We start from the raw sequence: 12011 nt of genomic DNA, 5'->3' as shown, positions 1-12011 counted from the left end.
CAGTATACAAAGATTCATAAAAATAATCAATCTTATTTTTGTTCCATTACATTGTCGGCAATTTTACCAGCCACTTTTCACCGACTTTTTCAAATTCATAGTAAATTATATCTTTTTCACCCTGAACTTCTACCGCTTTTACTTCCGTAGGCGAAATATAGCGGATTTCGGTTACTTTGCGGTCTATGCGCGACGGAATAAACACATTTAAAAAGTAATCGCTTAAGTTTTTAAGCGATACGCCTTTTTTAGGCAGTTTGGTTGCAATGATTTGCAAATTCAATTTGTTGCTCCAGTACGAAATCGAAGCTGGAGTAAGATAGGTGCGCCACAAACTGTAATTGAGGGTTTTCATGCTTTTATCCAAGTCCGCAATAACGGTAAGGATATCGGCTTTGTCGCGCTGAAAGTCGTCAAAACTGACTTTTTCGCTGCCCAAATTGCCGACCGAACGCGCATATTCGTCGTCTTTTTCTTTTTGTTCGGCTTCCATGGCAATCTGTTCCGGCGTTTTCATTGTGTTTGCGCTTTTTGCCGGCTGCATACCGCTTTCTTTTTGAGCAGCCGCTTCGTTTGTTGTTTTGCACGCTTGAAGCGTTACAAGAGCAGCTGCGGCGGTTATAACGCATAAAAGCATACGGATACTATGCAAGTGTTTCATAAGCTAATAATACTCTTATTGTTCCGAATTGTCAAATATGTTATACTTGTGTTTATGATAAAAGCAATATTTCCCGGTTCGTTCGACCCGCCTACGTACGGACACTTGAACATCATAGAGCGTGCAAAAACGGTATTCGATTTTGTAGACGTAGTTATTGCGGTTAATAAAAGCAAACGGTATTTGTTTTCGGAACAAGAGCGCTTTGAATTGATGAAAGAATTAACGTGCAAATGGGACAATGTGTCGGTGAATGTTTGTACAAAACTTATCGTCGAATACGCGCGGGATACCGGAGCGCAAGTGATTGTCCGCGGCATACGCAACTCGGCTGATTTTTCGTATGAATTCGATTTGTCGTTTATGAATAAAGCTTTAAATGCGCAAGTGGAAACCGTATTTTTTCCCACCGACGAAAAGTTTTTTATTTTAAAATCGAGCGCTATAAAAGAATTGGCTTCTTTCGGCGGCAATGTTTCTGAAATGGTTCCCGAAAATGTAGAAAAAGCGCTTAAATTAAAATTCGGCAAATAAATTTTGTATAAGAGCATAAAGGTAGTTGACAAAAAATCATAAAATGTTATACTGTTTTTTCGTTATGGACTTGCCATAAGATATTATTTCGGATATAATCGCATATATTTTTAGAGAGGTTAATAATGGCAGTACCACGAGCAAAAACATCGAAGGCGCGTACCAGAAGACGCCGGGGAATAAACATGAGATTAAATGCCCCCCATCTTGTAGAGTGCGCCAATTGCGGAAATTTAGTAATGCTGCACCGCGTATGTCCCAAATGCGGATTTTACCGCGGCAGACAAATAATTACGCCGGAAAGCAACGGCTGACAGGGAGTTTAGAGAATGGATGAATTATTCAGCAAAATGCAAAAACTGATTGCCGACAAACTGGAAATTGAAGAATCCAAAGTAACTATGGACGCTTCGTTCCGCCAAGACCTCGGCGCAGACAGCCTCGATACTTATGAATTGGTATATGCCATTGAAGAAGAATTGGGTGTAAGCGTTCCCGACGAAAAAGCAAACGAATTTGAAACCGTCCGCGATGCTTACGAATTCATAAAATCACAGCAGGCTTAATACTGCGTTTTTAAAGTCCCGAAAAAAACTGCGGCATTCGCGCCTGAAGTTTTTTTTCGGGATATTTTTTTCTACGGTGTTCCGTTTCTTTAAAACCGATATGTCCCTTTCTTCCCGGCGCAAAGTTTTGCTTAATAATTTTCAAAAACGGCTGGGTATAAAGTTTAAAAATCAAAACCTTTTAGATACCGCTTTTCACCACCGTTCATTTTCCAACGAAACCGATTGCACTTCGTGCAATAATGAACGCCTTGAATTTTTAGGCGATTCCGTACTTGGCATGGTAACTGCCTCTTATTTATACACTACGTTTTCAGATTTTCCCGAAGGCGAATTGACCAGAATCAAATCTTTTGCCGTGTCGGAGCTGTCCCTTTCAGAAATTGCATTGGAAATAGGTGCGGAAAACTGTTTACGTTTGGGAAAGGGAGAAGAACATTCCGGCGGCAGAACTAAAAAAGCGATTTTAGCTGACGCTATGGAAGCGGTATTCGGCGCCTATTACCTTGATTCGGGGATTAAAGCTGCAGAAAAGTTGATTTTAAAACTGCTTGTTCCGCAAATCGAAAAAGTACGCGAAAACCGTCATCAAAAAGATTATAAAACCCTTTTGCAGGAATTTTACCAAAAACAAAGTAAAAAATGTCCCCGCTACGAATTGGTAAAAAAAACGGGACCGGATCATGACCAAGTATTTTGGGTAAACGTGCATTTAGGCGAAGCGGTGTACGGACCGGCTCAGGGTAAAAGCAAAAAAGAAGCCGAACAAGCTGCGGCTCATAAAGCGTGGGAAACAATAGGGGCTGAAAACAGTAAGCAAAGCGATAGATAAAGCAAATAAAATCAAACAAATTAATATATTTTTGTATAATTTTGTACATTACGCTTGACAATTGTTCGGTATTGGGATAAGATACGGCTATGAAAAAGTTACGTTTTAAAGGTGTTATCACCGTTTTTGCAGGTCTTTTGACCTTGTCTTCGCTCGTTGCTTTTGAAAACGGGCCGTTGTTGTATTTGCGTGCCGATTTCGGCGGCGCTCTTACCACACCCTTTATTTCCGATGAAAGCTTAAAAAAGCTTAACCCCAAAGCCGAAAAAATGACCGGTATAATGAGCGGTTTGCTTATGAGCGGTGAAGTTGAAGGCGGTTATGTATTTTCAAGCAACCGATTTTTCGGTTTGCCTAAAAATCATCCGTTTAGCGGCGTAGGAGCTTTTGCCTGCTTGGGTGTAGGGCAGGGCAATACCGCGCAAAAAATTACAGCGGATACCGGAACTGGCAAAGTGGATACTTTTATAAGCATTAATTTTATGCCTGTCGTTAATTTCGGTGTAACGGGTAAAGCGTATTTTTTTAGTAACCGCCTTGCGCTCGGCTTGGGCATCGGCGGTCGTATGATAGCCGATACAAGACCGTCGTATTTATATTATTTTTCCGATCCCAGTTTGGACACTAAAGTCGGGGAAATAATTATAACCGAAGAAATGATGAAAAAAATGAACCCTCTTATGGCTTCGGTTAAAGGTTTAATTGAATACAATATTCCGATTGTAAATACAACCGATATTATATTGGGTTGGTATACGCGTTATAATATATATCGCCCGAAATATTTAACCGCACCCGGCGACCTTGCAAAACAAGCTAATTTAAACGATCCGGTTCCCGACTATTGGCTTAATTCGCTGGACTTCGGTCTTAGCGTCGGGTTTGCATTTAAACTGTAAAGGAACAAAGCGATGAAGCGTATATCAATAAAAAAAAGTACGCTGTTGTTGCTGTTATGCTTTGTGTGCGCCGCATGTTCGGCGCCCTTTAACCCATATTACATACAACAGCAAAACCGTTCGGCATTTCAAAATAAACCCGAAGATTGGGGAAATGCCGATATTCCTGTACCCGTATTGCCGGAAGGCTCTTTTAATATGTTTTCGGTTATACGGCAGGGCGGTGTTATAATAGAACCGAAAGAAAAAAACAATGCCGCAGGCGATAAAGCACACCGTTTTGTAAGCGAGAAACTTGCCGCTCTTGATATGGGAATTACCGAATTCCCCGCATTTTCAGACACTTTGTTTACGGATTGGAAACTCGAAAGTACATTCGAATACAATGTTTCTTTTATGAAGTACAGCGGAACGGTTGAGTGGCAGGGAAAAATCGGATCGGAACAATATTATCTGGGAGCGGATTCATCGGCGCTTACCGAAGAAAACGGTAAAAACCCGATAACCGAAATGAAATATTTCCGTTACTACGGTATAAATCCCTACAGTTTGTATCAAAACGAAATGTACAAAATATATACCGAAGACGGCGAATTATCCGAACAAAGCGAACCGCTTATGAAACGCTTTGTATTTTACCGTTTTACCGGTAAAGGCGGCGGACTTGTAGCGCTCGATAATTGTTTGGTAGCCGTCGATACGTATTCAAAGCTGATATTCACTTTCGGAAAACCTATCCGCTTTAAAACGGTACAAAAAGAACAAGTTCCCACTCAATGGGCGCCGGTAGACACTGTGTGCGAAGGTCCTAAAGATGCGATAACCGGAAGAGTACGTTACCGTTTTTACGAATATGATCCTGTCGGATATGTCAAAGAAGACGGCTCTTTTGTATTAACCGAAACGTATAAAACCAATTCCAAAAACAAACACTACGATCCCGTTTTTACCGGAAAATCTCCCTATGCTTATTGTGCGGGAACTATCGTACAAACTCCTGCGCTTACAGGTACTTTAACCGTAACGGCAATATACTTTAAAAACGTTTCGGCAATAGACAACTACGATAAAGATGCCGACGGAAACCCCAGAATTCAAAGCTTTACTTGGGATATACGTTCGCGTGCATACAGCGGAAATTTCAGCAGCCCCGACTTGGATTCCCTTGCGCAACAAAACGAAGAAAAAGGTAAAGAATTGGATGTCGGAGCGCAAAAAGATTTTAGTCAAGACAGCAGCCGTGCGTACCGATTTAAAGGCGTAAAAGGACCGCATGTAATCGAATTGGACAGTGAAATTATACGAAAGCCGAGAATGGTTATACCCGGTTTTATAGGTTTTCCGCTCGAACATGCAGTGACGCGGTACGGCAAGCCTTTAATCCGTTTTACTTATAATCATACCGATCGGTGCTGGAAACTTTTTGACAAAAATGATATAACTGTACCTGACGGAAGAGCGGTTGTGCTGGATAATGATTTTACACTTGCTTCCGGAGAAAAAAAATTGTTTAAAATTATTGTGCCGGTTACTTTTCCCGTAGCGAAAAATAACCATAACGGGCAGATGGAGTTGTGTTATGAAATCGGTTGGCAAGAATAACTACGGATTTTACGCTCTTGCACTAATATGTTTTGTATGCGCTGCTTGTACAGCTCCTTTTTTATCACCGTACTATGTGCAGCAGCAAAACAGAGCAGCAAACGAAGGCGGCGGTTCGCAGCCACCCGATTGGGGAGGAGGAGATCCTATTCCTCCCGAGCAACCCCTTGATCCGGGAAAAATCAGTATGTTTTCAGTTCTATTGCCGGACGGCTTTATAGCCGAACCTAAAGGCGACACCACCGTGCATACACAGCTTGCCGCTAAACTGAACGCTTCGGACGGCTTTCCCTTTGCAACCTTTTCTACTGAAAAATTCAGTACATGGAAATTCCGCAGCAATTTTTCGGCAAGCAACGTACCCGAACCCAAATACGACGGCGAAATTGAATGGAAAGCCGCTCCCGAAAGCGGAAATCCGGAACGTCAGCAATACGGCGACGGCAACGAAAGCGCTTCCGCCGGAGGCAATAGCATAAGTTCTATGACTTATTACCGTTATTGCGGTAAAAATCCGTTTAATTTGTATACAAACGAAGAATACGAAGTGTACGGCAAAGACGGAAAACCTACCGGTACAAAAGAAGCGCGAATGAAGCGTTTTATATTTTATCGCTTTACCGGTAAAGGCGGCGGGATTGTATGGCTGGATAATTACATCGTTGCCGTCGACACTTATGCAAAATTGGTATTCGCTTTTGCAAAACCCATTCAATTTAAATCCGTTGCCGGCAATCAAGTGCCGACTAAATGGGCGCCTGTGGATGCGGTATCTACAGGACCCGGCGGAAAAAAATACCGTTTTTACGAATACGATCCTGCAGGGTACATAGCCGAAGACGGTTCTTTTTATATGAGCGATACCTATAAAGGTAATTTGGCAAACGGCAATTACGATCCGGCTTTTACCGGAAAATCGCCGTACTTGGGATATGTAGGAGATGCTCAAAAACCGGCTATACAAATATCAAATATTGCACTTAAAAATATTTCCATAAAAGATGTCGGCGGTGATTATCCTCTAGGAGGCAGTTCCAACCAAGCAGAATTTAAATACGAACTTAAAGCGCGCTATAACAATGAGGAATGGTATACCTTTGCAACAAACAACGGAAAAAAACTGTCTATAAATGTCGGTACTCAAAAAGAGTTGGCAGGTAATTATTTACAGGAAATAGAAAAACCTGCAGAAGGCAGTCATTCCATTACTATAAGCGCCGATATTTGGGAAGTTGATCCTCTGGCAGGCAATTCGGACGATGTAATCATAAAACACGAAAAACCGCTGTTTACCGTTTCTTACGATAACGTAACTGAAGCGTGGAATATAACGGGAAATTCGGTACAGCATTATTCCGACGGGGACGGCGAATGGAAAGTAACATCCGTAGCGATGAACGAAGTTCAAAACGGAAAAAAATCTACAATGAAAATCGGTATTTCAGCCTATATTTGGGACTGGGTCGGTGTTTTCAAAAAAGCCGGCTGGGGTGATATGGAACTTTCCTTTGACGTTGAATGGAAAAATAAAAAGTAAAAATCTTGTTTAAAAGCCCGCATAACTTGCGGGCTTTTTTATGCGTTATTATGTTCACTTGCGTGCTTAAGTTTTGCGCAAGTGTTCTTTCGGTAAAGCGCTTGCAACCGTTTGCCGTATGCGTTCGGGAAGCTCTGCTTGTTCTTCACGTCCGAGACCGGCAGTCGACACGGCAGGGTGAATGGTCAACGTAACGGGTGCACCTTTAATTTGTCCTTTTTCTTCCAGTAAATGCCACGTGCCGTCAATGGTAAAGGGAACAATCAAAGCACTGGAACGGTAGGCGAGCTTAAAACTTCCCGGTTTGAACTCGGCAACGGGACCGCCGCGGCTTCTGGTGCCTTCGGGAAAAATAACGAGCGGATAGCCGCGTTCTACGGTTTTTACCGCTTGAGCCATAGCTTCGACCGATTGGCGTCTGTCTTTACGGTCGATAAATACGCACTGCATGTATTTCATCCAATCGGATAAAATCGGCACTTTTAAAATTTCGATTTTTGAGATAAAAGCAATACTTTTGGGAACATAACCTAAAAGAAGCGGAATGTCCATATTGCCTTGGTGATTACCTATCATAACGAAGGTGCCGTTTTGCGGAATGTTTTCAATTCCCCTTACTTCAACCGTGCTGCCGGTTAAACCTATAACCAGCTTTGTCCATTCGGCAACTTTTTCTTTAATCAAAGCATCGCGCTCGGCAATTTTTCCTTCACAATCGAGTTGTTTTACGAGTTTTAAGTGTTTTTTTGATCCGATAAGATAGGCGATAAAGCGTATAAAAGCTATGATTGTGTGTAACATAATACAAAGTATATACGCTTTTCGCGGAAAAGTATAGCGTCAGACGAGGTTATTGTCTTGCAATACCGTTTTGTAGGATTTTAAGTCGATGTACAAATCCTGCGTAATCGGGTTGCGCTTTGTTTTGGCAATGTGCGCGATTTCGTATGCAAAAACTGCAAGGTTTGAGCCGATCGACAGCAAACTGATAACGAGCAGTGCTGCCGGCTTGTAACTCGACGTTATGGAAAACAGCGGCGATTTTGCATAGCTTGAAAAAGTAATGGAAAACATTGCCCACAAAGCCAGCGTTTGAGCGCGATGCTGAAGCCACGCGCCTTTTTTTAGAACAAATTCGCTGATCGTGCACGATAAAAGCAGGATAAAGCCGGCATACATCGAGCGCGTCGAAATGCAGTTGTAGCAATAAGACAAGTTCCATAAATCGTATGCGATAATCCAAAACCACAATTGGTCGGGCCAAATCATATCTTTTGACTTTGTCTTTGCAACCTTTATGCCGAATACGCCGGTCAGCGTTATAATCAGCACAATGCCGGCAATCGCATTCAAAACGTTCCAAATGCCGCCTTGCATAAATAAACCGTCTACACTGTTCATAACGGCTTGACCGCGGTAGGCAAAGTACACTTCAAAGTCGCGGTACACGGCTTCGGCAATATTAACCGATAAAATCAAACAGGGAAACAACAACAGCCATTTTTTTGTATCCGCGCCTTTTATGTAGCGGATTGCCATAAAGCCGATAACGCCTGCGAGCGCCGAGTACGTTTTAACGACGGGAAACCAATCGCCGTTGCCGCGTACCGCCGTTTTAGGCCATACGGTAAAGGTTAGGACGAGCGGCAGCACAATGTATACGGCTAGGGAAAGCCATTTACTGCGTCGCGTAAGGTCGTTTACCAGTATAAGCCCTGCAAGAACCGCCAAACCGATTAAAACATTTTGCCACGTATAATTTGCAAAAAAGAACATAATTATCTCCTATCCTAATAAAAAATTAAAAAGACAGCCGTACATCCGATATCGGATAGGCTTTGCACGAATGAATATAGCCGAACTTTTCGTCCGCATAGCGCAGCAAAGCGCCGCGCGGCATAAAAACCTTTCCGTTTTCCAGCTTAACGCGGCACAAACTGCATTCTCCGCTTCGGCAGCACACGTTTACCCGTACGCCGGCTCTTTCGAGGCTCGTAAGCAGCGATTCGCTCGACTTTCCTTCGAATGTTTTGCCGCCGACTGAAATTTTAAAGTTTTCTTTACCGCTTAAATTTTCCGGCCAAAACGGTTCGTTTTGAATGTCTTGGCGGCTTCCGAACATTTCGCGCCGGATGTTTTTGGGCTTAACGTGCAGTTCTTCAAGCGCCTTGGTACAAAAGTCGGTCATAATATGCGGGCCGCACAAGTAAAATGTCGCATCGTCCGTTTGCTTAACAAAACTTTTTATGCATTTTGCATCGATAAACCCTTTTTTACCCTTGTATGCCTTATCGTCGGAAATAACAAGCTGGTAGTGAAAGTTCGGGTACGTTTTGGCGAAAGCGCTCAATTCTTCGTGGTACGAAGATGATTTTTCCGTGCGGTTGCCGTAAATCAAAAAGATTTCTCTGTCTTCGCCGCTTTCGAGCACTTCGCGCGTCATACTCATAAACGGAGTAATACCGCTTCCACCGGCTAAAAACACGGACTTTTTTGAATGAAACACCGGGTTGTAGTGGAAACGTCCGGACGGGGAAGTAACGGTAAAGCTGTCGCCCTTTTTTACTTTTTTTAAAAAGTAGGCGGATACAAAGCCCTTGGGGACAGCTGCAACGGTAATTTCGTAATACGAGCGCTGTTTGGGCGAGGACGAAATGCTGTAAGGTCTTGACGTGCATACGCCGTCTATTTCGACGAACACGTTGATGAATTGTCCTGCTTCGAAGGGCGGAAGATAACCGTTTTTGGATACAAAGCGGAACACTTTGGCGTCCTGCGCTGCAGGATAGATATCCGAAACTTCCAGCTCCAGTTTGCCCGGATGCAGTTTGGCAAGGCAGTTTTTTACCGCTTCTTTTTGCACTAAAATATCTTTGCCGCTTTTGCGCGCAAATTCGATTTCGTTCAAAACCTCTGTGCCGTTTTCCATTGTGCCGATAAGAATTTCTTTAATACTGCGCATTTCAGTCCCACTCCTTTAAAATCTTTTTAGCTACACTATTGCCGTACAGGTAGTTCGGGCCGAAACCGCATGTGTTTACCCAACCGCTTGCAAAATCGAGGTTCGGTATAAAAGTGTCGCGCGGATAAAAAAATACGGACGACTTTAAATCCTGCTCGTAACCGTAAATGGCGCCTCCCGGATGGTTTAAATAGCGCATGTGGGTAAGAGGCGTTGCAACTTCCAATTCTTCGATATGGCTTCTAAAACCCGGATAGCGTTTTTCGAGCCGGTCGATAATCGTATTCGCCGCATCGTACTTTGCTTTATAGTACTGCTCCGGCGAAAGTTTTTCCCACGCTTCGCCGTATTTAAGTGTACCTGCCGTAACGATGCTCGTACCTTCCGGAGAAACTTTCGGATCGTCAACCGTATAGCAGGTGGAAACGATCGGGTCTATCGCCGTATTCAATTCGTACGAATTCATAAAATCACGGTTTGCGTCCAAGCTGTCGTAGGTTAAATTGAACGAATCGGTAAAGCCGACTTCTTCGGGCGGGCAGTCCAAACCGATAAAGCAAGTGAGCGCAGAAATGCCGACGGTATATGCTTTAAGGTATTCGCGTGCCGCTTTGGGAGTGTCTTTTTCGTCGAGTAAGTTTGCATAGGTTGCAGTCGGCGAAATATTGGAAATAACTTTTTTACAGCGGTATCTTTCACCGTTTTCGTCGATAACGCCTGATGCTTTACCGTTTTCCAGCAGGATTTTTTGTATGCCGGTATTAAAAAATACCGATCCGCCGGCTTTTTTTATCGCTTCGGTTAAAGCTTGCGAGATAACTTGCGAGCCGCCGCGAAGATAAAAGGGCTTGTCTTCGGTGTAAATATACGTACAGCGGGCAAGAATCGTAAACGGAAAGCGTTCCGGCGGCATTCCCATAAAGCACCAGTACGCCGAAAGGCACAGCTGCAATTCTTTGCTTTTAAAGAATTCGTTCAGCACATCGTCGGTGCTTTTGACGGCATATTTTGCAAGCGTCGGATACAGTTTGGGAAAAAGCGCTTTCATAATCAGTTTTTTCAGCGCGGACGGCTCGCCGGATTTTTTACCTTTGCGCGAACTTTCGCCGCTTTTTTTTGTAAACGCAATAATTTCCCTGTTAAATTCCCATACCGTTTCGTAATATTTGTGTATGGCTTCTTTTTCTGCGGGGAAGGCTTTTATAAGGGTTTGTTCGGCTTTTTCTCTATCTGCCGGAAGCGCAACTCCTTTTCCGCCGGGCAAATTGATTTTGTACAGCGATTCTATTTGTATCCAATCGATTTTATCCAGTATGCCGTATTCTTCGAAAAGCTTACGTAAATCTCCGGGATTTTCCGGCGTTCCCATGGAACTTAATTGGTGCAGGGCAACTTCAAATTCGAACCGTCCGCGGCAAAAGCTTGTTCCGCAGCCGCCGGGAATATTGTGTTTTTCAAACACGGCAACTTTTTTTCCCGCTTGTGCCAAGGTAAGAGCCGCCGAAAGGCCGCCGTTTCCGGCACCTATGATGATTGCGTCGTATTGGGGCATGGTGTTCCTCTAGTTTAATTTACTCATAATCGCAAAAGCGCAGGGAACTGCCAGCAGCGCAAGGTTAATAATCATCAAAACCGCCTGTACGCCGGTTTTTTGGCTTGCTTTGACAAAGGCCGTCATTTTTTCGGTTTTTAATTTTTCTTCAAAAAATTGTTTACACGAAATTTGCAAAATACCACCGCAGGTAAGCGAGTTGGCGCGGAACACAAGCCACAATCCGGGGTTGCGCGTAATAATGCAGCCTAAAAGCGGCATACCCAGAATGGCAAAATGCAGGTAAGCGATAGAAGGGCTGAATTCGTCGGTTACAAAAATCCAATTCCAAATCGTGTATGCGATAATCCAGCATACGGTACCCCAAAATGCGTACTGCGCCGTCGGTGCGCTGTTGTTCGCTTCGTAAATATATGAAAAGGCAAAACTTTTGCCCGAAAGATTTATCCACGAGGGAGCCAAAGCCAAAACGGAAGCGGCAAGAACAAGGCCGGTTACAAAGTTAAAGTATTTTTTGTATTTTAAATCAGTAAAGGTAGCTTCAAGGATATTGATGATTAAAAATGCCAGCACAACGTACACAAACCATAAGCCGCCGATGTTTGCAAAATAATCGATAAATACTGCAGCAACTATTGCGGTACGCAGTATAATAAGCGTGGACAGTTTTAATTTTTCGAAAAACACCGTTTTCAAATAAATCAAAACCAAAAAAGGAAGAATAACATTAACGGGGATGTTTGCCCAAATGGGAAAATACGACGTTAAAAACGATACAACCGTAATAACGATTGCTGCACACAGCCACACGGCAAAATGCGGCATTTTTACCGCTGTCATGCGATCCTGAAAACTGTTCATACCAA

At 43.2% G+C, this 12011-nt stretch carries 13 protein-coding genes; 7 read left to right on the top strand and 6 right to left on the bottom strand.

Annotated elements, in window-relative coordinates:
• Positions 1-46: 46 nt before the first annotated feature.
• Positions 47-661, bottom strand: coding sequence for a hypothetical protein (locus tag HMPREF9193_RS05075; RefSeq protein WP_051306003.1), 615 nt, complete (start codon positions 659-661; stop codon positions 47-49).
• A gap of 54 nt (positions 662-715) precedes the next feature.
• Here HMPREF9193_RS05075 and coaD point away from each other — a divergent pair, with 54 nt between their 5' ends.
• The 7 genes from coaD (at position 716) to HMPREF9193_RS10750 (ending at position 6631) form a co-directional block, all read left to right on the top strand.
• Positions 716-1195 (top strand): pantetheine-phosphate adenylyltransferase, encoded by a 480-nt coding sequence (gene coaD, locus HMPREF9193_RS05070; protein ID WP_040847616.1) that lies wholly within the window; start codon positions 716-718, stop codon positions 1193-1195.
• Between the two features lie 125 nt (positions 1196-1320).
• A complete protein-coding gene (gene rpmF, locus HMPREF9193_RS05065; protein ID WP_040847614.1) occupies positions 1321-1509 on the top strand; it encodes a 50S ribosomal protein L32 in 189 nt (62 codons plus the stop codon).
• A 15-nt stretch (positions 1510-1524) separates the two neighbouring features.
• Positions 1525-1761, top strand: coding sequence for an acyl carrier protein (gene acpP, locus HMPREF9193_RS05060; protein WP_021687003.1), 237 nt, complete (start codon positions 1525-1527; stop codon positions 1759-1761).
• 100 nt (positions 1762-1861) lie between these two features.
• On the top strand, positions 1862-2593 hold the full coding sequence (rnc, locus tag HMPREF9193_RS05055) for a ribonuclease III (protein ID WP_021687001.1): 732 nt from the start codon (positions 1862-1864) through the stop codon (positions 2591-2593).
• Positions 2594-2682: 89 nt separating this feature from the next.
• Positions 2683-3492, top strand: a complete 810-nt coding sequence (locus HMPREF9193_RS05050) for a hypothetical protein (RefSeq protein ID WP_021687000.1) — start codon at positions 2683-2685, stop codon at positions 3490-3492.
• Between the two features lie 12 nt (positions 3493-3504).
• Complete coding sequence (locus HMPREF9193_RS10755; protein ID WP_021686999.1) at positions 3505-5094, top strand: hypothetical protein; 1590 nt, start codon at positions 3505-3507, stop codon at positions 5092-5094.
• Complete coding sequence (locus HMPREF9193_RS10750) at positions 5072-6631, top strand: hypothetical protein (protein ID WP_021686998.1); 1560 nt, start codon at positions 5072-5074, stop codon at positions 6629-6631. The genes HMPREF9193_RS10755 and HMPREF9193_RS10750 overlap by 23 nt, the downstream gene beginning before the upstream one ends.
• 66 nt (positions 6632-6697) lie before the next feature.
• On the opposite strand, the gene HMPREF9193_RS05035 is transcribed toward HMPREF9193_RS10750, so the two are convergent.
• Genes HMPREF9193_RS05035 through HMPREF9193_RS05015 form a run of 5 tightly spaced genes read right to left on the bottom strand, consistent with a single transcriptional unit; the run spans position 6698 to position 12006 of the window.
• Positions 6698-7432 (bottom strand): lysophospholipid acyltransferase family protein, encoded by a 735-nt coding sequence (locus HMPREF9193_RS05035; protein WP_021686997.1) that lies wholly within the window; start codon positions 7430-7432, stop codon positions 6698-6700.
• Positions 7433-7471: 39 nt separating this feature from the next.
• Positions 7472-8407, bottom strand: coding sequence for a DUF5692 family protein (locus tag HMPREF9193_RS05030; RefSeq protein WP_021686996.1), 936 nt, complete (start codon positions 8405-8407; stop codon positions 7472-7474).
• Between the two features lie 25 nt (positions 8408-8432).
• Positions 8433-9593: an iron-sulfur cluster-binding domain-containing protein gene (locus tag HMPREF9193_RS05025; protein WP_021686995.1), complete on the bottom strand. Its 1161-nt coding sequence runs from the start codon at positions 9591-9593 to the stop codon at positions 8433-8435.
• A 1-nt stretch (position 9594) separates the two neighbouring features.
• A complete protein-coding gene (locus HMPREF9193_RS05020) occupies positions 9595-11145 on the bottom strand; it encodes a phytoene desaturase family protein (RefSeq protein ID WP_021686994.1) in 1551 nt (516 codons plus the stop codon).
• Between the two features lie 9 nt (positions 11146-11154).
• A complete protein-coding gene (locus HMPREF9193_RS05015; RefSeq protein WP_021686993.1) occupies positions 11155-12006 on the bottom strand; it encodes a hypothetical protein in 852 nt (283 codons plus the stop codon).
• Between the last annotated feature and the right edge of the window lie 5 nt (positions 12007-12011).

The organism is Treponema lecithinolyticum ATCC 700332 (genome assembly GCA_000468055.1).
GTDB classification, from domain to species: Bacteria; Spirochaetota; Spirochaetia; order Treponematales; family Treponemataceae; genus Treponema_C; species Treponema_C lecithinolyticum.
Note: the sequence above shows the minus strand (reverse complement) of the source record. Positions and strands in the feature narration are given on the sequence as shown.